This window comes from Chryseobacterium metallicongregator (assembly GCF_031324065.1).
Lineage (GTDB): Bacteria > Bacteroidota > Bacteroidia > Flavobacteriales > Weeksellaceae > Chryseobacterium > Chryseobacterium metallicongregator.
Window position 1 is genome coordinate 249,234 of the sequence record NZ_JAVIXS010000014.1, and the last position, 22,720, is coordinate 271,953.

General features: G+C 37.1%; 21 protein-coding genes, 3 tRNA genes and 1 riboswitch. Of the genes, 17 read left to right on the forward strand and 7 right to left on the reverse strand.

Annotated elements, in window-relative coordinates; translation table 11 throughout:
- Positions 1-4 precede the first annotated feature (4 nt).
- The 17 genes from REB14_RS14575 to REB14_RS14655 all read left to right on the forward strand — a co-directional run bounded on the left by REB14_RS14575 (position 5) and on the right by REB14_RS14655 (position 19,097).
- Entirely contained in the window at positions 5-1,234 is a 1,230-nt protein-coding gene (locus REB14_RS14575) for an efflux RND transporter periplasmic adaptor subunit (RefSeq protein ID WP_309522516.1), read from the forward strand.
- A gap of 131 nt (positions 1,235-1,365) precedes the next feature.
- Positions 1,366-2,247 (forward strand): bestrophin family protein, encoded by an 882-nt coding sequence (locus tag REB14_RS14580; RefSeq protein WP_309522517.1) that lies wholly within the window; start codon positions 1,366-1,368, stop codon positions 2,245-2,247.
- A gap of 16 nt (positions 2,248-2,263) precedes the next feature.
- Entirely contained in the window at positions 2,264-3,160 is an 897-nt protein-coding gene (locus REB14_RS14585; RefSeq protein WP_309522518.1) for a cation diffusion facilitator family transporter, read from the forward strand.
- Between the two features lie 17 nt (positions 3,161-3,177).
- Entirely contained in the window at positions 3,178-3,597 is a 420-nt protein-coding gene (locus REB14_RS14590) for a Fur family transcriptional regulator (protein ID WP_034691375.1), read from the forward strand.
- Positions 3,598-3,975: 378 nt separating this feature from the next.
- Positions 3,976-5,625, forward strand: coding sequence for a heavy metal translocating P-type ATPase (locus REB14_RS14595; RefSeq protein ID WP_425248767.1), 1,650 nt, complete (start codon positions 3,976-3,978; stop codon positions 5,623-5,625).
- Positions 5,626-6,306: 681 nt separating this feature from the next.
- A complete protein-coding gene (locus REB14_RS14600) occupies positions 6,307-6,687 on the forward strand; it encodes a hypothetical protein (RefSeq protein ID WP_309522520.1) in 381 nt (126 codons plus the stop codon).
- A 173-nt stretch (positions 6,688-6,860) separates the two neighbouring features.
- Positions 6,861-7,136 (forward strand): YHS domain-containing protein, encoded by a 276-nt coding sequence (locus REB14_RS14605; RefSeq protein ID WP_079240195.1) that lies wholly within the window; start codon positions 6,861-6,863, stop codon positions 7,134-7,136.
- Entirely contained in the window at positions 7,123-7,800 is a 678-nt protein-coding gene (locus REB14_RS14610) for an SCO family protein (protein ID WP_079243829.1), read from the forward strand. The genes REB14_RS14605 and REB14_RS14610 overlap by 14 nt, the downstream gene beginning before the upstream one ends.
- 202 nt (positions 7,801-8,002) lie before the next feature.
- Positions 8,003-8,677, forward strand: a complete 675-nt coding sequence (locus REB14_RS14615; RefSeq protein WP_079240196.1) for a superoxide dismutase — start codon at positions 8,003-8,005, stop codon at positions 8,675-8,677.
- Positions 8,678-8,681: 4 nt separating this feature from the next.
- Entirely contained in the window at positions 8,682-9,050 is a 369-nt protein-coding gene (locus REB14_RS14620) for a hypothetical protein (protein WP_238594345.1), read from the forward strand.
- Positions 9,051-9,219: 169 nt separating this feature from the next.
- Positions 9,220-10,050, forward strand: a complete 831-nt coding sequence (locus REB14_RS14625; RefSeq protein ID WP_079240198.1) for an MbnP family protein — start codon at positions 9,220-9,222, stop codon at positions 10,048-10,050.
- Complete coding sequence (locus REB14_RS14630) at positions 10,043-11,092, forward strand: cytochrome-c peroxidase (RefSeq protein WP_079240199.1); 1,050 nt, start codon at positions 10,043-10,045, stop codon at positions 11,090-11,092. The genes REB14_RS14625 and REB14_RS14630 overlap by 8 nt, the downstream gene beginning before the upstream one ends.
- A gap of 12 nt (positions 11,093-11,104) precedes the next feature.
- Entirely contained in the window at positions 11,105-12,052 is a 948-nt protein-coding gene (locus REB14_RS14635; protein ID WP_079240200.1) for a transporter, read from the forward strand.
- A gap of 92 nt (positions 12,053-12,144) precedes the next feature.
- A riboswitch (cobalamin riboswitch) is annotated at positions 12,145-12,329 on the forward strand.
- Positions 12,330-12,438: 109 nt separating this feature from the next.
- Positions 12,439-14,472, forward strand: a complete 2,034-nt coding sequence (locus REB14_RS14640) for a TonB-dependent receptor plug domain-containing protein (protein ID WP_309522521.1) — start codon at positions 12,439-12,441, stop codon at positions 14,470-14,472.
- Positions 14,469-15,602 carry a YncE family protein gene (locus REB14_RS14645; RefSeq protein WP_309522522.1) on the forward strand — a complete coding sequence of 378 codons (1,134 nt, stop codon included), beginning with the start codon at positions 14,469-14,471 and terminating at the stop codon, positions 15,600-15,602. The genes REB14_RS14640 and REB14_RS14645 overlap by 4 nt, the downstream gene beginning before the upstream one ends.
- Before the next feature lie 14 nt (positions 15,603-15,616).
- A complete protein-coding gene (locus tag REB14_RS14650) occupies positions 15,617-16,810 on the forward strand; it encodes a cell surface protein (protein WP_079240203.1) in 1,194 nt (397 codons plus the stop codon).
- A gap of 28 nt (positions 16,811-16,838) precedes the next feature.
- The gene (locus tag REB14_RS14655) at positions 16,839-19,097 is read left to right on the forward strand and encodes a DUF5074 domain-containing protein (protein ID WP_309522523.1); all 2,259 of its coding nucleotides are present in this window, start codon (positions 16,839-16,841) and stop codon (positions 19,095-19,097) included.
- Positions 19,098-19,263: 166 nt separating this feature from the next.
- On the opposite strand, the gene REB14_RS14660 is transcribed toward REB14_RS14655, so the two are convergent.
- The 7 genes from REB14_RS14660 to REB14_RS14690 form a co-directional block, all read right to left on the reverse strand.
- Complete coding sequence (locus REB14_RS14660; RefSeq protein ID WP_079240205.1) at positions 19,264-20,052, reverse strand: T9SS type A sorting domain-containing protein; 789 nt, start codon at positions 20,050-20,052, stop codon at positions 19,264-19,266.
- Positions 20,053-20,277: 225 nt separating this feature from the next.
- The gene (locus REB14_RS14665) at positions 20,278-21,051 is read right to left on the reverse strand and encodes a T9SS type A sorting domain-containing protein (RefSeq protein WP_079240206.1); all 774 of its coding nucleotides are present in this window, start codon (positions 21,049-21,051) and stop codon (positions 20,278-20,280) included.
- A 302-nt stretch (positions 21,052-21,353) separates the two neighbouring features.
- A tRNA-Glu gene (locus tag REB14_RS14670) sits at positions 21,354-21,425 on the reverse strand.
- Between the two features lie 63 nt (positions 21,426-21,488).
- A tRNA-Glu gene (locus tag REB14_RS14675) sits at positions 21,489-21,560 on the reverse strand.
- Between the two features lie 82 nt (positions 21,561-21,642).
- A tRNA-Glu gene (locus REB14_RS14680) sits at positions 21,643-21,714 on the reverse strand.
- 10 nt (positions 21,715-21,724) lie between these two features.
- Complete coding sequence (gene rpsT / locus REB14_RS14685; protein WP_002983073.1) at positions 21,725-21,979, reverse strand: 30S ribosomal protein S20; 255 nt, start codon at positions 21,977-21,979, stop codon at positions 21,725-21,727.
- A gap of 66 nt (positions 21,980-22,045) precedes the next feature.
- On the reverse strand, positions 22,046-22,366 hold the full coding sequence (locus tag REB14_RS14690) for a hypothetical protein (protein ID WP_034694584.1): 321 nt from the start codon (positions 22,364-22,366) through the stop codon (positions 22,046-22,048).
- Positions 22,367-22,720 lie beyond the last annotated feature (354 nt).

Consider the following 22,720-nt stretch of genomic DNA (forward strand, 5'->3'; position numbering starts at 1 on the left):
ACTTATGAAACTCAAATATAATATCATTCCTTTTATCCTGATTTCACTATTGCTAACCAGTTGTGGAAAAAAAGAAGCTGCAGAAGAAAAAGCTCCTGAAAAAACAGAACAGAAAGAGGCGGCACATGAAGAAGCTCCACAAACGATAGCTTCACTCACGGAAGATCAGATGAAGTCTGTGGGAGTAGCTTTGGGAGTAGTAGAAATGAAAGAGCTTACGTCTACCATCAAAGCAAATGGATTGCTGAGTGTTCCCAATAGTAATAAAGCAACCATCACTTCCCTGTACGGAGGAATCATCAAGACCATCAATATTCAGGTAGGAAGTATTGTAAAAAAAGGACAGGTGATTGCTACCATTGCCAATCCGGAATACATTCAGCTTCAGGAAGATTATCTGACAACCAATAGCAGAATTACTTATGCAGAACAGGAATACAGAAGACAAAGAGAGCTTTTTGATAATGATGCAGGAGCCAAGAAAAACCTTCAAAGTGCTGATGCTGAACTGAAAACATTAAGAACAAAAAGAGCTTCCCTGTTAAAACAGCTTCAGATGATGGGCATAAGCCCTGGGAAAGTAAACAATGGAAATATGAGATCAGGTTTGGTTATCACAGCACCTATCAGTGGTACCATCAGCGGCATCACAGCACAGATTGGAAGCTATGTAGATATTTCTTCTCCTGTTGCAACCGTAATTGATAACGGTTCCATTCATCTCGACCTTCAGGTGTTTGAAAAAGATCTTCCTAAAATGAGAGTAGGGCAGATTGTTCATTTTAAACTCACCAATAATCCGGAAACAGAATATGATGCGAGAATTTACAGCATAGGATCTTCTTTTGAAAATGAAAGCAAAACCATCTCTATGCATTGCGAAGTAATCGGAAATAAATCCGGCCTGATTGATGGAATGAATATCACCGGAATTGTAAGTCTTGATAAAAGTACAACCCCGGCAGTTCCTACAGAGGCCATTGTAGAAGCAGATGGGAAATATTTTGTATTTGTTCAGACTGATAAAAAAGTAGAGGAAGAACATGAAGAAAAAGGGAAACCTCATCCGAAAGCCTTAAACTTCGAGAAAATAGAAGTGGTAAAAGGAGCTTCCGATATGGGATATACCGCGATAACTCCGGTAGGAAATATTCCAGACAATGCAAAAATAGTAGTGAAAGGAGCATTTTTCGTGAATGCGAAACTTGTGAATTCCGGGGAACACGAGCATTAATGAAAGCCGCCGGAACCAGTAAAATGTCGATTTTAATCCTTAAATTAGAGCTGTTTACGTAATTTTTTATTGAATAAAAGCGGCTGGGAAAATAAAGATGATCTCCTTTAATTTTAATAAATAACCCGATTATGTTATTAAACAAAAAAATATCAGTCTGGTATTTCATCCGTGAAATAAAAAGCCAAATTCTGTTTATCGGAATATTCGCTGTAGCCATCGGTCTTTTGGATATGTTGCCATGGTTTCGTAAAATTTCACTGCCTTTGAATATTCCGGCATTGCTGGGAACGGCAGTATCCTTACTATTGGCCTTCCGTACTTCCCAGTCCTACGAAAGATGGTGGGAAGCCAGAACCGTTTGGGGAGCTATTGTAAATGATTCCCGGACTTTTGTGAGGTTAATCATCCAGTTTATGCCGGCGGGAGAAGATAAGACAGTAAAAGATTTTGCCGAAAGACAAATCATCTGGACTTACGCACTGGGAGAAGCTCTCAGAAAATTGCCATTCTCTGAAAAAGTTCAGCAATATCTCGATCAGCATAAGATTAAAGCAGTGAATATTCCCAATGCTATTCTGGATGAACACTCCAGACAGCTGAAAGAAATTGCTGCTTCCAAAGGACTGACCGATTTTCAGCAGATGCAGCTGAATGATATCATTACAAGACTTTGCGACAGTATGGGAAAATGTGAGAGGCTGAAGAATACGGTTTTTCCACGTTCTTATAGTGTTTTAGTCCATATTTTGATTTATGTTTTTGCAGCGATACTTCCGTTTGGACTTGATGATTCACAGCTTGCGGTTGAAATTGCGATTACTTTCCTGGTTCCGGTAACATTCATTGCAATTGAAAAAACATCAATCATCATGCAGGATCCCTTTGAAAATAGCCCTGTAGATACTCCGATGACTTCTCTGGCACAAACCATAGAGATTAATATCAGACAAATGATTGGTGAGCAGAATGTTCCTCCTAAAAAAGAAAATACCTCTTATTATGAAATGTAATTAAACCATACACCCTATGGAAAGTACACCAACACAAACAGTTTCTGCAGGAAGCAGACATAAAAAGAACCTCCTTATCGTACTCTGCCTTAGCGGAACCTATCTCATTGCTGAGGTGATAGGAGGAATTGTTACCAACAGTCTTGCGTTATTGGCAGATGCAGCTCATATGCTGACGGATGTGGTAGGATTGTTGCTGGCATTTATAGCCATCAAAATAGGAGAAAGAAAAGCAGACCCTTCCCGAACTTACGGATATTACCGGACTGAAATACTCGCAGCAGTTATCAATGCTGTTGTATTGCTGGGGATTTCGATCTATGTTTTGTTTGAAGCTTACAAGCGGTTTCAAAATCCGCCGGAAGTACAAAGTAAATCAATGCTGATTGTAGCAGGAATCGGTTTGATCGTCAATATTGTCGGAATGATGATCCTGAGAAAAGACTCAGAAGGCAGTCTCAATATGAAAGGAGCTTATTTTGAAGTCCTTTCAGACATGCTTACTTCAGTAGGAGTAATGATTGCCGGAGTAATTATGCTGACGACAGGCTGGTACTATGCTGATCCGCTGATCTCAGCCGCAATTGGATTGTTGATCTTCCCAAGAACATGGAGACTGTTGAAAGAAGCCATTAATGTCTTGCTTGAAGGAACTCCTAAAGATGTTGATATTCATGAACTTCGTAAATCTCTGGAACAAACTCCGGGAGTGAAAAATATTCATGATCTGCACGTATGGTCACTGACATCAAGCGTCAATGCCATGAGTGCCCATGTGGTAAAAGAAGCGGCATATGCTCAGAATCAATTATTAAAAACATTGACAGACACTACTGTTAATAATTTTAAAATCAGTCATACAACTTTTCAGATAGAAGAGGAAGGCTATGAAGAAAATGAAGTACATCTGTAAAATTTTAAAAGCGTACAATGAAAAAAGATATAGAACACAAACTCATTGATAAAAATACCAAACCCACAAGCATGAGGATTTTGGTCTATGATTTCTTAAGCTCTCAGGAAGCTGCTTTATCCCTTTCTGAGATAGAAAATCATTTTGAAAATGCTGACAGAATCACCATCTACAGAACACTGAAAACCTTTGAAGAAAAAGGAATTGTTCACAGTATTCAGGAGAATACCACCACAAAATACAAGTTATGTGAAGACGATTGTGATGAAAAAACACATAAAGACTGGCATCTCCATTTTTATTGTAAAATTTGCAAGCAGACCACCTGTAAAGAAGATATTTCCTTCCCTGAAAACATACAAACCAACTTCAGGATTGATGAAATAAGATTGTTTGCCAAAGGAATCTGCGAAAATTGTCTCGAAAGTTTGCAATAGCATTGCATCAGTCTCACCTTTACATTTGTATAAAAATATTCAGTTATGGAAAAATGCTGTAGTACAACCCCGGAAAAACCAGATACAAAAGGACACAAACATAATCATGCAGAAGGAGACGGCCATGACCACGACGGCCATGATCATTCTCACGACTCAGGAGATCAGACAGTCTTTCAGATGTTTCTTCCGGCCATTATATCCTTTGTTATCTTATTATTGGGAATCGCCTTTGATAACTATATAAAACCTGCATGGTTCACAGGCTGGGTACGCCTGGTATGGTTTCTGGCAGCTTATATTCCTGTAGGATTCCCGGTATTGAAAGATGCTTATAAAAGTATTATCAAGGGAGATGTGTTTTCAGAATTCTTTTTAATGAGTATCGCGACGATTGGTGCTTTTGCCATCGGGGAATATCCTGAAGGTGTAGCGGTGATGCTGTTCTACGCAGTAGGAGAGGTATTCCAGTCTATGGCGGTTACCAGAGCCAAAGGAAATATAAAAGCCTTATTGGATCAGCGTCCTGATGAGGTCACCATTATAGAAAATAATCAGCCCAAAACGATAAAAGCAAAAGAAGCCAAAATCAGTGATATTATTCAGTTGAAACCCGGTGAAAAACTGGCTCTCGATGGAGAACTGCTTTCCGATTCAGCTTCATTCAATACAGCAGCTTTAACAGGAGAAAGTAAACCCGATACCAAAAATAAAGGTGAAGTTGTTCTTGCAGGGATGATCAATATGAACAGTATTGCCTTAGTAAAAGTAAATACTGCCTATGAAGACAGTAAACTGAGTAAAATTCTTGAACTGGTTCAGAATGCAACAGCTCAAAAAGCCCCTACAGAACTATTCATCAGAAAATTTGCTAAAGTATATACGCCTATCGTTGTATTTCTTGCCATTGGAATCTGCTTACTGCCTTATTTCTTTGTTAGTGATTATCAGTTCAGAGACTGGTTGTACAGAGCATTGATATTCCTTGTGATTTCTTGCCCTTGTGCCTTGGTGATTTCTATTCCGTTAGGATATTTTGGAGGAATTGGTGCCGCTAGCCGAAACGGAATTTTATTCAAAGGAAGTAACTTCCTGGACAGCATTGCAGAAATTCAGAATGTAGTGATGGATAAAACCGGAACAATGACAGAAGGCGTATTCAAAGTTCAGGAAGTAAGTATGGCTCCTGAATTTAATAAAGAGGAAATCCTTCAGATGGTGAATGTTCTTGAGAGTAAAAGTACCCATCCCGTGGCAACAGCTATTCACAATTATGTAGGAGATGTCAACCACAATATTCCATTAGAAAATGTAGAGGAAATTGCAGGACACGGACTCAAAGCTACGATTAACGGAAAAGAACTTCTGGTAGGGAACTTTAAGCTGATGGATAAATTTAATATCAATTATGATCTTAACCATGCCAATATTGTGTACACGGTCATCGCAGTGGCTTATGATAAAAAGTTTGCAGGATATATCACCATTGCGGACAGCATAAAAGAAGATGCCAAAGAAACCGTAGACAATCTGCATAAAATGAATGTAAAAGCTACAATGCTGAGCGGTGATAAAAGTACTGTTGTGAAATATGTAGCAGATCAGTTGGGCATAGACAATGCATTCGGAGACCTTTTGCCTGAAGATAAAGTCAATAAGGTTAAAGAAATTAAAGCCAGAAAACAAACCGTAGCTTTCGTAGGAGACGGAGTGAATGATGCGCCTGTAGTGGCTTTAAGCGATGTAGGAATTGCGATGGGAGGTTTGGGAAGTGACGCCACCATTGAAACTGCAGATGTCGTGATTCAGGATGATAAACCAAGTAAAATCCCGATGGCTATCAATATCGGAAAACAAACTAAAAAGATCGTTTGGCAGAATATTGTCCTTGCCTTTGCTGTAAAAGCCGTGGTTTTAGTTTTGGGTGCCGGAGGACTGGCAACTATGTGGGAAGCTGTTTTTGCCGATGTAGGAGTTGCCTTGCTGGCTATTTTAAATGCGGTAAGAATTCAAAGAATGAAATTTTAAAAAGCAAATAATAAACACAACTAAATTATATTCAATAAAAGCTCTGCTGAATTTCAGCAGGGCTTTTGTTTTAAATTATACCCCATCTCATTCATTCCATTGAAATCCTATACTATTGAGACTCTTACTGAGTGAAGAAGAGAATGCCATTACTTTAGTATAAACCATGACAGACAATTACAACAGATATAAAGATAATACACACACTTTGTCATTCCGTAGGAATCTCTGCAAAAACATTAGAGAGATAAATCAAACCAACATTACACTACACCAAAACTTAATTCAAAAAAGGTAATAGATTTTTTGTTGGAGAAACGCAAAGGAGATAAAAATTGTGTTGTTTTTAAGGACGCAAGAAAATCAAAGATTTTCAGCAAGTTTACTTCTTGATTGAAAATCTTATTCAAAAACATTAAGTATTCGGAAACATTTTTGGCATCTTTTGATTCCCAATACATAAAAAAGCTCTGCCAAAAACATCAGCGGAGCTTTTATCAACAAGATTAAATTGTATAAAGAACTAAATTTTTTTGTTTAGATCTCAAATTTAAATCAAAGTTCGGGATAAAATTATACAGGTGACAGGCACAGTTTTGTAATTTTTGTGGGTAACAGTAAACAACCATCAATGACATTCATCATAAATTATACATAAAACAGTTTTGAAGTAGTATATTTGTGACAGAGAAAAAATCGTTGAGGTTATTTATTTCCATATTCGTCATTTTTACCATTGCATTACGTCCCGTTTTGCCATTGGTAAACTATGCGGTGAACTATGATTATATTGTGAAAAACCTTTGTGAGAACAGAAATGTACCACAATCAACATGTAAGGGAAAATGCTATGTGGAAAAAGAACTGGCAAAAACAGAAAAACAGTCCAATAGCTCTCAAACCATAAAGATTGCAGGATTAGATGCCTTTATCTCTCATGATATCCTTTCCTTCTCTTCACTCCTCAACTCGGAATTGCTTACTGAGATTCCTGATTCAAGTTACTTTAATTCTCATTCTTCAGAATATTTTTCCAGGATTTTCCATCCTCCATTAGCTTAATTTTATTTTAAACTATATTTTTAGTTTATGAATTGGAGGTACTGAAACTTTCAATTAAAAGTCATTACTACACCTTGCATCATTAAATTTGGGGTTTAATTTCCCACAATTTATAACGCTGTGCTTTGTGTTCTAAGTTAATTTATCATTATTAATTTCAACTTAACATTAAAATGAAATCTCCTCTTATTTTGACGGCAATGCTGTCAATATCATTATTGTCGTGTGCCAAGGAAACGCCTCAGGTAAAGCATGCAAGCCACATGGATTCTTCCGGAAAGAAAATAGAAAATGTACAGGTCGTAAATGAAGTAGACCCGATTTGCCACATGAAAACCGCAGGATCTATTAATGATACAGCCGTATATAAAAACAAAACATATGGTTTTTGCAGTGTATCCTGTAAACATGAATTCAAAAAAAGCCCTGAGAAATATGCCCAAAAATAACAAGACCAATAATAAAAGTAAAGTAATCATACCCATTGTGGTTTTTGCATTACTTTTCGTAGGAATCGGTGTCGGAATGGGGTATTTTAAAAAGAGCCTTTATACCGTAATGAAAGTTCCGGATTTTGAACTGACAGATCAGAACAGTAACAAAATCACCAATAAAGATATGTTGGGAAAAGTCTATCTCGTAGAATTTTTCTTCAGTAAATGTCCTACAATATGTCCGGTGATGAATACCAATATGAAGGCTATTCAGAATCAGATCGATGATCCGAATTTCGGTATTATCTCCATCAGCATTGATCCGGAAAATGATACTCCTGCAGCATTGAAAGAACATGCTCAAAGGATAGGAGCAAAGTCTCCAAACTGGCATTTCCTGACCGGAGATCGTACCTATATTGGTGATCTCGCTGATAAATTTAATATCTATGTGGGGGACAAAGAAGATGAAGGAGAAAGCCTGAACCACAGCGGAATGATCGCCCTGGTAGATCAGGACGGAAATATCAGATGCAGATACAATAAAGAAAATATGCCTATTCTGTATTATTCAGGATTGAATTATGAAGATCCGGAAGGTAAAACACCTATGCTGACCGGAAAATATCATCCGGACAGAGAAATTCTGATTGAGGATATTAAGAAATTATTGAAATAAGGAAGAGGGAAGCTGGATGTTTGAAGCTGGAAGTTTGAAGCTGGAAGTGATTCCAGACAATGAAGATCTGGCAGTTTTTGAGATAACTGTAAAAGCAAATAGAAGTTGAAGAAGTTATGTTATGACATTCATTACTTCCAGCCTCCAGCTCCCATCTTCCAGTCTAAAAAGAAAACATTGTTCAACCATAAACAAAAACATTATGAAGATTTTGAAAATAGCTGCTGTAACTGCAGTTTTCGCGGCCCAGTTTACACTGGCTCAGTTTAAGCAGACTCCTTTACCATACGCTTATAATGCTTTGGAAGGGAATATTGATGCCCAAACGATGGAAATTCATTATTCAAAACATGCGGCAGCGTATGTCGCTAACCTGAATAAAGCAATTACAGGAACTCCACAGGAAAAAGAAACGTTGTTTCAGATTCTTTCCAATGTTTCAAAACTGCCCGCTGCAGTAAGAAATAATGCAGGAGGACATTACAATCACGAACTGTTCTGGACGGTTCTTACGCCTCAGAAAAATACACAGCCTTCTGCAAAATTGGTAAAAGCCATCACTGAAACTTTCGGAAGTATGGATGCTTTTAAAGAAAAAATGGCTAAAGCAGGAGCAGACCGTTTCGGATCAGGATGGGCATGGCTTTCTGTGGATAAAAGCGGAAAACTATTTGTTTCTTCTACTCCTAACCAGGACAATCCTTTAATGGATGTGGTGGAAGAGAAGGGAACTCCTATCTTCGGAATTGATGTCTGGGAACATGCATATTATTTGAAATATCAGAATAAAAGAGCAGACTATCTTACCGCGATCTGGAATGTTACCAACTGGAAAGAAATCAGCAGAAGATATGACGAAGCTTTAAGCAAGAAATAATCTGATGAAATTATTTTACAGCATACTTTTTACCTTCTATATGGTGCTAAGACCTTTAGTACCCGTGGTAGAGTATGCTGTAAATTATGATTATATCGTTAAAGTTCTTTGTATTAATAAATCCAGGCCAGAGGTTCACTGTAACGGAAAATGTTACCTGAGTAAAGAACTGGCAAAAGCCAATGATTCGGAATCTTCACCTTTTCAGAAACTCAAAAACTCAGGACAGAAAGTCCTAGATACCTATATTCTGCCTGAAACCACAGAGATCAATACTACTGGAAAACGACCGTTTTTCAATTTCAATTTTACCTACGAAACAGCTTATTCTTTTCTGTTTCTTACCTACATTTTCAAACCACCGGTTTTTTAAGCTAAACTATCACTATTCAACCACAAAAGTCACAAAAGCTTAAGTGTTCTTATTGTGCATAAAACTTACCACTTGATATAACTTAAGTGTAAGAACTTTGGTGCCTTTTGTGGTAAAAAAAGAATGTTTTTGCATTCAAAAATTATAATTCAACTTAAAAAAATCAACAATGAAAATTTATAAATTTTTATCACTATTCTTTATTGCTTTTACTTTATTCTCTTTTGTAGCCTGCGAAAGCAGCAGGGATGATGAAAATCCACAGGATACTACACCCGGAAACCTTCAGATCAAATTTGAAAACGGATTTAATAATGTAGGAGATATCGTTTTGAATCAGACCGTTCAGACATCTTCCAACGGACAAAAACATAATTTTTCTGCTTTGAAATACGTCATCAGTAACATCTCACTGATAGACGAAAACGGAAACGAATTTAAATACAACGAAAATAATCCTGATAAAGGTGCTTTTATCGTAGATCAGGCAGATGCTGTAGCCGGAATTATATACCTTAATCTGGATGGTATTCCTAAAAATAATTATAAGAAAATAAAATTCGGATTGGGAATCAGTCAGAAAGCGTACTTGCTAGGGCAAGACGGGCAAGCTGAATTCTGGACAAAAGCCAAGCAGAAAGGAATGTCGTGGTCATGGGCTGCCGGCTATGTCTTTGTAAAGCTGGAAGGAAAATATGGAACAGATTCTCCATCAAAGGAATTCATGAACCATACAGGAAATATGGGAAATACTACAGAAAATAACACCCCTGATCTTTATCGTGAAATTACTTTGAATCTTCCAACAACAGCCAGAGTGACAGGGAAAATTCGTCCTTCTGTTCATATTCTGGCAGACCTGAACCAATTTTTGAGCGGAGATAAGGCACTTACCCTTACAACGGCCAATGACATGCTGATGGGTTCAAACCAACATCTGGTAGATGTTACCAACAATCTTACGAAAATGTTTAAAGTAGACCACGTTCACAATGATTAATTTTTTTGTCAGAACAGTATTGGTTCTGTTCGTATTGGTATTGAGCTGTGTTTCCTGTTCAGATGAGGTGATACAGCCGCTGGAAAAAGATGAAGCATATAATCTGCAATTTCCTTCTTATTTTCCGGAAATGACTTTTGATAAATCCATCAATCCGGTGACCAAAAACGGAGTGGAACTGGGACGGAAATTATTCTATGAAGGCAGACTTTCAAGGAATAATACCATTTCATGCGGCTTCTGCCATATTCAGGAAAACGCTTTTACCCATCATGGTCATACGGTGAGCCATGGGGTAGACGACAGAATTGGAATCAGAAATGCTCCACCCATTCAGAATATGACCTTTTTGAAAAGATATATGTGGGACGGTGTCATTCATAATCTTAATGAACAGCCCATCAGCCCCATTACAGATATCAATGAAATGGATAGCTCTATACCAGAAGCTATTTCAAAAATAAAAGATGACCAGAAATATAAAAAACTTTTCAGGGAAGCTTATGGAGACGAAACCATTACAGGAGAAAGAATTCTGAAAGCATTGTCGCAGTTTATGGCTTCTTTAATTTCTGCAGATTCAAAGTATGACAGATTCAGACAGGGAAAGGAACAATTGACTTCAACAGAATCTCAAGGAATGGCTTTATTCGGACAGAAATGTGCTTCCTGTCATAGTGGAGAATTATTTACCGATGAAAGCTTCCGCAATACAGGAATGTATTATAACACCGAGTTCAAAGATGCAGGACGTTACAGAGTTACTCTTAATCAGGTAGACTGGATGAAATTCCGTGTTCCGAGTCTGAGAAATGTAGAATATACAGCACCTTATATGCATGACGGAAGATTTTACACCTTAGAGGCGGTACTTAACTTCTATTCAGGTCAGGTAGAAGATAACCCCAATCTGGATTCGCAGCTGAAACAGAATGGGCATATAGGTATTGCTATGAACAGTCAGGAAAAACAGTCGATTATTGCATTCCTGAAAACATTATCAGATAAAAGTTTTATATCCAATCCAAAATTTGCAGAATAAATTATAGAAAACATGAAGAAGATTATAGCGATAGTAAGTTTGATCCTGTTTAGTCAGTATCAGGCAAAAACCATCAGAGACAGTGCTTATAGTGCTCCGGAAACCTTTAGCAGATTCGATTTTGATGATGATTGTGATGCCTGTGGTTGTGCGGCAGGAAACGGATCTTCCGGCTTTGAATCTTTACTGAATCCACAGTTTATCGGAATCAAATACTTTGCCCAGCATTATAAAGCCAAAGAAAACTTATTTGTAAAAGATCTAACACAGGATCAGTATTTCAATACGTTGCAGCTTTGGGGAAAAATTCCACTGACTAAAAAGCTGAGTGTTTACGCAAGTTTGCCATTCCATTTCCATGAGAAGAAAACCATGCAGGGAGATATTAAAATCAATGGGATTGGAGATCTGAACCTGATGGGAATTTACCAACTGATGAGTTCTAAAGATAATTTCCATCATCTGAGTGGAGGTTTGGGTATGAAAATTCCACTGGGAAAGTTTGATGAAAAAGGAGCATCTGGAGTCAATCCAAGTTTTCAGCTGGGAACGGGAAGCTGGGATTATCAGGCAGCTTTGAATTATAAATTTCAGAAAAATAAAGTAGCGGTATTGGTCAATACGGATTACACGATTAAAACTGAGAATAAGAAAAATTATCGTTTTGGTAACCAATGGAATTATGCTGCAACAGGTTTTTATCAGGTTGCGGGGAATGAAAAATCTATTTTTTCTGTAAAAACGGGAGTTCAGGGAGAGGTTTATGCTCAGAATAAACAGTTTAATGAAGCCTTGCCTAATACTGCAGGAAGTGCTTTGTATGGGAAATTGGGTTTTGAAGCTTCTTACAAAAGGCTAAGTTTAGGAAGTGAAATAATGCTTCCCATGTATACTCATCTGGCAGGAGGAGATATTGAAGCCAAATCAAGATTCAGTATTTTCCTGAATATTGGAATTTAAAGTGACACCCTCAATAAAATGACGTTAAAGCTCCTTCGGGAGCTTTAATTGTTTATGAATCATGATTTTAATTGGGGATTAGGAATAATTATTTATCTTTGCCGAAATTTGGTGAGCCCTAAAAAGCTCTTAAAAGGGAATCCGGTGAAAATCCGGAACAGACCCGCTGCTGTAAGCTCCGTACCAAAGTTTTTGAAGAATATATCCACTGTTTTTTAATGGGAAGGATTTCAAAAATGGAGTAAGTCAGAAGACCTGCCAGAAAATAATCGTTTGACGCTTTCGTGGAATAAAGCTTAGGACATCAATGATTCTGTGCAGTAACAGCTGTGCTTTGTCGTTGTATTCTTATATCCATTAGCGTCTTCATTATCCTAAATGAGCTAATGGCGGCAAAACAAACTACTTCTGCAATTCATAAAGCTGTTTTCACAATATTGGTGATCACATCTCAATTTTTATCTTCTCAAACCAAGAAAAAGGACAGTCTTCAGGAAGAGACCATTAAAGGAATCAATCTTTACAAAAAGAATTTTAAAGAAATCCTTCCGGCACAAATTTTACAAGGCGAGCAGCTGGAAAGACTGAACAGCCATTCTGTTGCAGATGCACTGCGGTATTTTTCAGGAGTTCAGATTAAAGATTACGGAGGATTGGGTGGTTTGAAAACTATTAATATCCGAAGCCTGGGAAGTCAGCATGTAGGCGTTTTCTATGATGGAATTCAATTAGGAAATGCCCAAAACGGACTAGTGGATCTGGGACGATATTCCTTGGATGATCTGGAAGAAATATCATTGTATAACGGACAGAAAAGTGAAATTTTTCAACCTGCGAAAGACTTTGGTTCTTCGGGGTCTATTTATTTACAGCCTAAAACACCTGTATTTAAAGGAAATAGAAAAACCAATCTCGTGATAAGAGCAAAAAGTGCTTCCATTGATCTCTTTAATCCTTCATTCCGATTGGAACAGAAGATTTCAGACAGGGTTTCTGCCAGCTTCAGCGGAGAATTTATGCAGAGTGACGGAATTTACAGATTTCGTTATGCCAAGAAATATCCCGATGGGCAACAGGCGTATGATACCATTGCAAAGAGACATGATTCAGATATTCGGGCAAAACGTTTTGAAACTTCTCTCAACGGAACTTTAAATAACGGAAGCTGGAATATCCGTGGTTACGGTTATATTTCAAACCGCGGAATGCCGGCACCTATTGTGAACGGCCGTTTCGGAGGAAGAGGAGCGAGGCTTTCCGATGAGAATTATTTTGTACAGGCCAATCTGAGAAAAAAACTGTTCCCAAAATTGGAAACTCAGCTGAAAGCAAAATTTGCTTACGATTATACCCATTTTATGGATACGGTTCGTTCACAGTCTATTATTTATACCGATAATACCTACATCCAAAGGGAACTTTATCTTTCTTCTTCCAATATTTACTCAATCACTCCCAATTGGGATGTCAGCCTGAGTGGTGACTTTCAGTACAATAATCTGGATGCCAATCTGGATAACTTCTCATATCCTACACGTTATACTACATTGGTAGCATTGGCTACAACCTATCAGTGGAACAGATTCAAAATTCTGGGAAGCCTTTTAGGAACTTTTACTTTTGAAGAAGTAAGAAAAAACAAAAGACCGGGAGATGCCAGAGAATGGACGCCTGCGGTGTTTATGAGCTATCAGCCGGAAAAAATTCCGGAGCTTACCCTCAGAGCTTTCTATAAAAGGATTTTCAGACTTCCTACTTTCAATGATTTATATTATACCAATATCGGAAATACCTACCTGAAGCCGGAATTTACCAATCAGTATGACGTAGGATTTACTTATCAGAAGAATTATACCAACCATTTCTTTAAAACCTTTTATGCTAAAGTAGATGGTTACTACAACAAAGTACAGGATAAAATTGTAGCGGCCCCTAACGGAAGTATGTTCCGTTGGCTGATGATGAATCTTGGAATGGTTGAAATCATTGGAGCGGATGTAAATATTCAGACTGAAATGCAATTAGGAAAGGTAAAGCTAAGACCATTGCTCTCTTACACGTATCAAAGCGCAAGAGATATAAGTGATCCGGAAGACACCTTTTATCGTAATCAGATTCCTTATACCCCATGGCATAGCGGATCATTCAGTTTGATGGCAGATTATAAAGACTGGAGTTTCAATTACAGTGCGATGTATGTAGGAGAAAGATATGATGTGAATCAGGACAATATTCAATACAATTATGTACAGCCCTGGTATACTCACGATCTGTCTGTTCAGAAAAAATTCAACTGGGCGAATCATCAATTTAAAGTAAGCCTTGAGATGAATAATATTTTCAATCAATACTATGATGTTGTCATCAATTATCCGATGCCCGGAAGAAATTTTAAACTTATTCTAAACTTCACCTTATGAGAAAACTAAACTTTTATTTTTTATTTCTTGTCTTAGCTTTTCTTACTTCATGCCGTACAGATGAAATTATTGTCCGTCAGGAAGTGGTAGAAGGGCTTCCTTCAGAAAATACGGCAATAAAAGGCTTCTATATGCTCAATGAAGGAAACATGGGAAGTAATAAATGTACCCTTGATTTTTTTGATTACACCAAAGGAACCTATTACCGGAATATCTATGCTGAAATCAATCCGAATGTGGTAAAAGAGCTGGGAGATGTAGGAAATGATATCAAAGTGTACGGAAGCAAACTTTATATCGTTGTCAATGTTTCCAACAAAATTGAAGTGCTGGATGCTAAAACAGCTAAACGTATTACTTCTATTCCATTGCAAAACTGCAGATATCTGGCCTTCAAAGGAGGGAAAGCTTATGCGAGCAGCTATGCCGGACCTGTAGCCATTAATCCCAAAGCCCCAAAAGGAAAAGTAGTGGAGATTGACACAGCTTCTCTTTCCATTCAGCGTGAAGTGGTGGTAGGATATCAGCCGGAAGAAATGGAAATTGTAGGGAATGCATTATTTGTAGCCAATTCCGGAGGATATAAGGCTCCCGATTATGACAATACTGTTTCTGTAATTGACTTAAATACTTTTACAGAACTCAAAAAAATAAATGTTGCCATCAATCTTCACCATATTAAAAAAGATAATTACGGAGATCTCTATGTAACCTCAAGAGGAGATTATTATAATGTTCCTTCCAGTCTTTATTTATTAGATGCAGCCACGGGAACTGTTAAGAAAAATTTCAATCTCTCCGTGAGTGAAATGACGATCGTTAATGATAAACTGTATTTCTATGGGAACGAATTCAATTACAATACCCACAGTTATAAAAAAACATTTGGAATTATTGATGTAAAAACAGAACAGATCATCGCCAACAGAATTTTTGACAAAGAATATGAAGATGCCATTAAAACACCTTACGGAATTACCGTAAACCCCATCACAGAAGATATCTACATGACAGATGCCAGAAATTATGTATCCATGGGATTTGTGTATTGCTTTGATAAAAACGGACATTTTAAATGGAAAACAGAAGGCGGAAATATCCCTGCCCACTTCGCTTTTTTATACAAATAACCAAACTTTAAGAAATGAACAGAAATAGCTTTACTTATTTGAAAATCGGATTTCTATCCTGCTTCCTTGTAGGAGTGATCGCCTGTAAACATGATGATGAAAATGAATTTACATTTAATGGACTTGATGATTCCTATACCATTGAACGTTTAAAGGTTTTGAGTATTCCTACCAATGCCTCAGGATCGGTTACATGGAGTATTAATGATTCTATTATCTCTCAAAATTCAGAACTTGAATTCATCAGTCCTACTGCAGAAGCTTATCCTTTGACATTAAAGATTAGTAATAAAGGAAACGAGCAGGTTTTTCATTCTAAAATAATTGTTACCAAAGAAAAAACACCTTATAGTAAATACATTTCCAAAGTATTGGAGTTCCGTCCTGCTGTAGGGCAGTTCATGAACGAAATTCCGGAATATTTACCTGGAAATACCGTTGCAAATATGCTTCAGAAAGCAAACGAATCCTTAGTAGGAGGTAATTCTACCATGATCAGTCTCGGAGGATATGGCGGTTATGTTGTTTTCGGTTTTGATCATACAATTCCGAATCTGAATGGAAGAGATTTTAAAGTACTGGGAAATGCATTCTTTGGAAATGATGCAAATGAGCCACGCTCAGGATCCTGTGAACCGGGAATTATTATGGTGGCTTACGACAGAAATAAAAATGGAAAACCAGATAATGATGAATGGTACGAAATTGCAGGCAGCGAATATTTCAAAAATGCTACAGTTAAAGACTACAGCATAACCTATCATAAACCTAACGAAAATAAAGCACCTGTACCCGGAACTGAATTCTGGCAGACAGATGTAGAATATATCAAGTGGAATGACAATCTGGGAAATCAGGGATTCAAAACAAAGAATACTTTCCACGTCCAGAGCTATTATCCTTTATGGTTTACAGATCCTTCTTACAGTTTTTCAGGAACCAGGCTGGCTAATAACTTCTTCGATCAGAGTGGTGACGGTTCTTATTGGGTAGGAAAATCATACGAGTTCGGATATGCAGATAATGCCCCGAATAATGATGATGCCTCCAATATCGATATTTCCTGGGCGGTAGACAGAAGTGGAAAATATGTGAAACTTCCGGGAGTAGACTTTATGAAAATATATACAGGAGTGAATCAGGAAGCCGGTTGGCTGGGAGAAGTTTCTACAGAAGTGGCGGGAGCTTACGATTTACATTTCAAATAATAATACAATCTATTTAAATTAATAAAAAATGAAAAAGTTTTATCTTTTTATGATGCTTTTTCTGTTTGCATGCTTATCAACTGCACAGATAAAAGTTCAAGGTGTACCCAGAAATGATATTTCAGGGATCAGCAAGCTTAATACCACTACCATCAGTTTTTCTGATATTCAGTATTGGGTAGGATCAGGAACCAATCAGGCTGCTTTTGTAGTACAGTGGAACGACAGTAAGAATCCTGATGCCATGGTTTGGGGATTCAAATGGAACGGAAATGCTACCGGAGAAGATATGCTGAAAGCTATTGCTAAGGCAGACCACAGATTATACACTTTGTTGTATCAGGGAACACAGTTCGGTTCAGCAGTTGGAGGGATTGGTTTTGATCTGAACGGTCAAGGAACCAATGCACTGATCAAAAGCGGAAATGCCACTTATCCACTATATCCGGTGAATGGCTTTGTGAATACTACAGCTTATGATTTTGACAGCTACACGATTGTAGATGCGGCTAACGATCACTGGCAGTCCGGATGGACGGTTAACGGGTACTGGTCATATTGGGTAAAGAACCCTGCAGATGCTGATTTCGGGTATTCTAGTGTTGGAGCTTCTTCACGTGTATTGGAAAATGGTTCTTGGGATGTCTGGAATTTTAACGTAGGATTTAATCAAACTCCGGTTTCTTCTACCATCACTCCGGTTTCTCCGTATGTCGCTTCCAATAACTTTACCAATGGATATTTCATGGTGAACGAAGAATGGTTTGGCCATACCAATGGTTCTGTGAACTTCATTGACAATAACGGACAGATCAACTACCGTGTGTACAGCAATGCAAATAATAATCAGGCTTTCGGTGCCACTACGCAATACGGAACAATCTATGGTGATAAATTCTATTTCGTGTCAAAACAAGCTGCTGATGGAGGAGATACTCAATATACACCTGGGGGAAGGTTGGTTGTAGCCAATGCGCAGACCATGCAGAAAATTGCAGGATTTAATAATATAGGAGGTGGTGATGGTAGATCATTTGTGGGAGTAAACGAACATAAAGGATACATCGGGACTTCTACTGGAATTGTTACTTTCAATATTGATAATTTACAGGTAGGTTCTTTAATTACCGGAACAGGTGGAAACGGGCAGATCGGAAACATGATCCGTACTTCACAATATGTTTTTGCGGTGAAGCAGGGGGTAGGAATTTTAGTTATTAATCCTAATACTGATACGGTAGTGAGTACTATTACCGGAGGTTTCTATTCTGTGGCTCAGGCTAAAGACGGAAGTGTTTGGGGAATTCAGGATCAAAAACTGATCAACATTAATCCTACAACTTTTGCAACACAAGTTTACAATATTCCTACAACGAAATATATTGGAGACTGGGGCGCATGGAATGCCGGTAAATTTTCAGCAAGTAATAAAGAGAATGCTTTATATTGGATTAATTCAATCAGCAGCTGGAGCTCAGGAACACAGATTGTAAGATTTGATGTAACAACGAAAACATTCAACGAAAACTTTGCTGCAATTCCTGGACAAACAGGTCAGTTTAAACAAATTCCTTATGGAGCTGCACTTCGTGTAAACCCTATTACCGGAGAATTGGTTCTGAATACCACAGAAAGCGGATACGGTGCACACTACCAGAAAAACTGGATTCATACCTATGATATGACCGGTGCACTTATTAATACAAAAACATTGAATGACTATTATTGGTTCCCTTCATTGACAGTATTTACCAATAATTCAGCTCCTGTTGTAAGTAACGTTTTACCTTCACAGGTTACAGCAGGAAATACAACTGCAATTGATCTGAAATCAATCGTTTCTGATGCTGATAATTTGGCTGTGTCAGTAGTAAAGTCAATCAAATCAAACAGTAATCCTACAACCGTTTCTGCTGTGATTAATGAGAATGATGAATTGGTTCTTACACCACTTGTTTCAGGGACGTCTGATATTGTGATCAGTTTTAACTCAAACGGTAAACTTGTAGAAAAAACACTTACAGTAAACACTACTGCTTCCACTTTGGCAACCGCTGAGGTGAAGAAACTTGAATTTGGTATTTATCCGAATCCGGTTACCGATATTCTTACTCTTAAAACTCAGGAGAAAATCCAGAATATTTCTATGTATGATGCTTCAGGCAGAGTAGTGAATGCACAACTGAATAACGGACAGATCAATGTAAGCTCACTTCCAAAAGGTATTTATATTTTGAAAGCCGTGACAGATAAAGCTGTATATCAGCAAAAAGTAATCAAAAACTAATAGTATTTTAGTTCGTAATCTTGTTAATAAAACCCCTGATTAGTTTTGATCAGGGGTTTTTATTTATCATTCAACATCATTATGAACCGGATATGATTCTAGATTGGATATAAAAAAACCGGTAAGCTTGAAAAGCTTGCCGGGTTCGGTTTGTTATGTATCTTTTTTATTTGATAATCACTTTTTTAGAGTATGTTTTTCCTTCTTTTGTCTGAAGTTTCATAATATATACTCCTTGTGGTTGTTTGGTTTCAAAAGAATTTGATGTCAGTTTAGAACGGAATACTTCTTTTCCTGAAGTATTGGTAAGAGTAACCTCTGAACCTTCAGCAGAAACATTTTTATCAAGAGTAAACTGTCCATCCTTGCTGTGAGCCATGAAATTGATGAAAGGATCTTTGTATTGGTAAGCATAATATACTCTAAGCTCTCCGCCAATATTCAATAACCCTGAATTTACATTGATTTTAATACGGTCAAAAGGAATGTTCATGGTCATCTCAATTTCACCTTTGCTTGGATCACCTGCTCCAAGGTTGATCAGTTTTGTAGCAAGACTTGTGTAATCGTTATTGGAAACATCTCCATTAAACGTTTCAATAGATGCGCCACCCAATACCTGAGCAGATAGAGGAGTTCCGTTGGAACCAATAGCAATAACAAGTTTGTTGGTATTGTTCGCGATATTGGTAGTAGGGAAGATCAATGTCTGTTCCGTTCTTGCAAGAAGACCTACTGAAACCTGCAAAGTAGAATAGTCATTCTCGTTGCTTCCTACAGCATTTTGAGGATTCAATACACCACAACCCAGGCATACTCCAAGAACCTGATTGGTTTGGCTGCTTGCATAAGTTTTTACAATTTGTGCAGTAGACATTGCGCTCGTTAAAAATAGGAATGATGCCAGGATTGCAGCTTTCATCGTGCGTTGGCCAAATAATAAATAAGTTTTCATATATAGAAAAAATTTTGGGTTTTAGCTTTTTTGTAAATTTATAAATAAAATGATTATGTTGCTTATTTTATTTCATAATTATGTGATTTGTTAATGATTTATTGATATTTGTAATTATGAATTTATTTTTATTTAATAACTATACGGTTGTATTGATCTGATAATGAATGAAAAAAAATACGGTAGCTTTAAAAGTCTACCGCATTTATCGTATCGCTTACTGAATTATTTAATTAAAATTTTTCTGGAATACGTTTTCCCTTCTTTGGTTTTTACATTCATGATATAAACACCCTCCGGTTGTTTTGACTCAAATGTATTTGATCTCAATGTAGAACGGAATACTTCTTTTCCTGAAGTATTGAATAAAATAACTTCTGAACCTTCTACAGGAACATTTCCGCCAAGAGTAATCTGGCCGTTTTGACTGTGAGCCATAATATTCATCAAGGGATCCTGGTAAGCATAATAAATTCTGAAACCACCACCGAGGCTGAGAACGCCACCTGTTAATCCGATTCTTATCCCATCATAAGGTTTTGTAGGTTTAAATTCTACCGTACCTCTGTTAGGAGTTGCACCTAGTTTAAGAAGGCTTACATCAATTGTTCTTCGGTCGTCATTAGATGTACCGCCATTCATGGTTTCAAGCGTTACTCCGCTTAATAACTGTACAGATAATGGGATATTGTCTGTTCCGATTCCTACTACCAGCTTAGTATCTGATCTCAGGTCTGGGAAAATCAGCGTTTGCTGGATTCCTCCCAATAGCACTGTGCCCAATACCATTGTTGAATAGTCGTCTTCATTGTCTCCTACAGCATTAAGCGGATTATCTATGCGACATCCAAGGCAGGCTACTCCGAATACTCCAGAGCTTTGTGCATGAGCATAAATTCTGTTTTGTGCCATTGACATGGTGCTGGCAGAAAATAAAAATAAAGCCATCAATCCGGCTTTTAAAGAAGTTGGGCTTCCCGAAAATAAATTGAATTTCATGTTATATATTTTAGAATGAATAGTTTTATTCAAATTTAAGGATTAATGGTAGAAGTATGAAATAATATTTCCATTATTGGTGATATTTTTAATGAAATTTAATATGACTTCACAGGCTGTGATGAAAATAACATAAGAAGTTTTGTCGGTGAGATATGTTGACTGAAAAAATCCCGTTTTCTCTCGATAGAGTAGGTATAATAACTATAGAAAGCTTAAACCTGTTGATGCTTTTAGGAAGAAATTATTGAAATATTATTATATATAGAAACGAAAAAAGGACTTTCGAAAAAGTCCTTTTGTAGCCCGTAGGGGAATCGAACCCCTCTTACCAGAATGAAAATCTGAGGTCCTAACCGATAGACGAACGGGCCCTCTATCTTCCATTACCGAAGTAATGTGTTAGTTTTTGTTTTTATAAGTGTCAACTCTTATTGTAGCCCGTAGGGGAATCGAACCCCTCTTACCAGAATGAAAATCTGAGGTCCTAACCGATAGACGAACGGGCCGGTTAGATTTATTTAAATATAGCTTTTTCTACGGCGATCTTTATAAAACCACCGTTGTTACAGTGGTCTTATAAGATGTAAGTAGCCCGTAGGGGAATCGAACCCCTCTTACCAGAATGAAAATCTGAGGTCCTAACCGATAGACGAACGGGCCAGCTATATTGTTACGCTAATTTATTAACGTGCTTTGTTAATTTGCTTTTCAAGTTAGCCGCTTTGTTCTTGTGGATAATATTTTTCTTAGCTAATTTATCCAATAAAGCGATAACTTTTGGCAATTGTTCTGTAGCAGCAGCTTTGTTCTCTTCATTTCTTAAGGCTTTTAAAGCTGTTCTAGCAGTCTTGTGGTAATATCTGTTACGAAGTCTTCTAGTTTCGTTTTGTCTGATTCTCTTTAGTGCTGATTTATGATTTGCCATATCGTTTAAATGTGAGTGCAAAACTATAAACTTTTTTTTAAACTACCAAATTTATTTTTAAAAATTTTAATTTTCTTCTGATAGGTACTTTCTCAGTTTATTTATTGCTTGTTCTATTTTTAAATTTTCTTGTTCTTTCTCTATTTTTTTGATCGTATTTCCCAGCATGATCAGTGCATTATTCCATTCTCCAGTGGTATTGGTGAAAGTAAGTTCGTCAATTGTTACTTCAAAAGCAACCCTTTCTCCAGTCCTGTAAAGTCTGAAACTGATTTTATCATCTCTGCCTGTAATCCCGCCTTCATTGATTTGTAAATCATAACTTTTTGGGTTAGAGTGGATTTTCTTAAAAAGCAATTTCGCTTCTTGTATTTTTAAATCCGGCATGATATAAAATTTGATAGTCTGTAGAAAACTACAAACAATGATTTATCAATAATATTTTTCATCGGTGTTTCCATATTTGTGTGACCAAGTATGGTAAAATTTTTGCAAATATAATGCTTTTGTGACATATAACATACGTGGAATGCTTTTTTCAAATAAAAGTTCCTATCTTTTCAGTATAATGGCAGGAATTATCAGGCTGTCAGTGTTCTAAAATTTTGTGTTCCTTCATGGATATAAAATCTCAAAATTTGAAAAGTTTTTCATCGCTATTAATGATTAAAAATATTTCTGAACGAGGGATTGGTATTGAAAATCAATAGTCTGTAATTTATTTTAAATAATAAAGAAGGA

Coding starts and splice junctions, on each gene's coding strand:
- REB14_RS14615 (WP_079240196.1), top strand. CDS start 8,003: ATGAAGATTTTGAAAATAGCTGCTGTAACTGCAGTTTTCGCGGCCCAG.
- REB14_RS14590 (WP_034691375.1), top strand. CDS start 3,178: ATGAAAAAAGATATAGAACACAAACTCATTGATAAAAATACCAAACCC.
- REB14_RS14660 (WP_079240205.1), bottom strand. CDS start 20,052: ATGAAAACTTATTTATTATTTGGCCAACGCACGATGAAAGCTGCAATC.
- REB14_RS14635 (WP_079240200.1), top strand. CDS start 11,105: ATGAAGAAGATTATAGCGATAGTAAGTTTGATCCTGTTTAGTCAGTAT.
- REB14_RS14640 (WP_309522521.1), top strand. CDS start 12,439: ATGGCGGCAAAACAAACTACTTCTGCAATTCATAAAGCTGTTTTCACA.
- rpsT (WP_002983073.1), bottom strand. CDS start 21,979: ATGGCAAATCATAAATCAGCACTAAAGAGAATCAGACAAAACGAAACT.
- REB14_RS14595 (WP_425248767.1), top strand. CDS start 3,976: ATGAGTATCGCGACGATTGGTGCTTTTGCCATCGGGGAATATCCTGAA.
- REB14_RS14655 (WP_309522523.1), top strand. CDS start 16,839: ATGAAAAAGTTTTATCTTTTTATGATGCTTTTTCTGTTTGCATGCTTA.
- REB14_RS14585 (WP_309522518.1), top strand. CDS start 2,264: ATGGAAAGTACACCAACACAAACAGTTTCTGCAGGAAGCAGACATAAA.
- REB14_RS14610 (WP_079243829.1), top strand. CDS start 7,123: ATGCCCAAAAATAACAAGACCAATAATAAAAGTAAAGTAATCATACCC.
- REB14_RS14645 (WP_309522522.1), top strand. CDS start 14,469: ATGAGAAAACTAAACTTTTATTTTTTATTTCTTGTCTTAGCTTTTCTT.
- REB14_RS14630 (WP_079240199.1), top strand. CDS start 10,043: ATGATTAATTTTTTTGTCAGAACAGTATTGGTTCTGTTCGTATTGGTA.
- REB14_RS14650 (WP_079240203.1), top strand. CDS start 15,617: ATGAACAGAAATAGCTTTACTTATTTGAAAATCGGATTTCTATCCTGC.
- REB14_RS14605 (WP_079240195.1), top strand. CDS start 6,861: ATGAAATCTCCTCTTATTTTGACGGCAATGCTGTCAATATCATTATTG.
- REB14_RS14625 (WP_079240198.1), top strand. CDS start 9,220: ATGAAAATTTATAAATTTTTATCACTATTCTTTATTGCTTTTACTTTA.
- REB14_RS14580 (WP_309522517.1), top strand. CDS start 1,366: ATGTTATTAAACAAAAAAATATCAGTCTGGTATTTCATCCGTGAAATA.
- REB14_RS14665 (WP_079240206.1), bottom strand. CDS start 21,051: ATGAAATTCAATTTATTTTCGGGAAGCCCAACTTCTTTAAAAGCCGGA.
- REB14_RS14620 (WP_238594345.1), top strand. CDS start 8,682: ATGAAATTATTTTACAGCATACTTTTTACCTTCTATATGGTGCTAAGA.
- REB14_RS14690 (WP_034694584.1), bottom strand. CDS start 22,366: ATGCCGGATTTAAAAATACAAGAAGCGAAATTGCTTTTTAAGAAAATC.
- REB14_RS14575 (WP_309522516.1), top strand. CDS start 5: ATGAAACTCAAATATAATATCATTCCTTTTATCCTGATTTCACTATTG.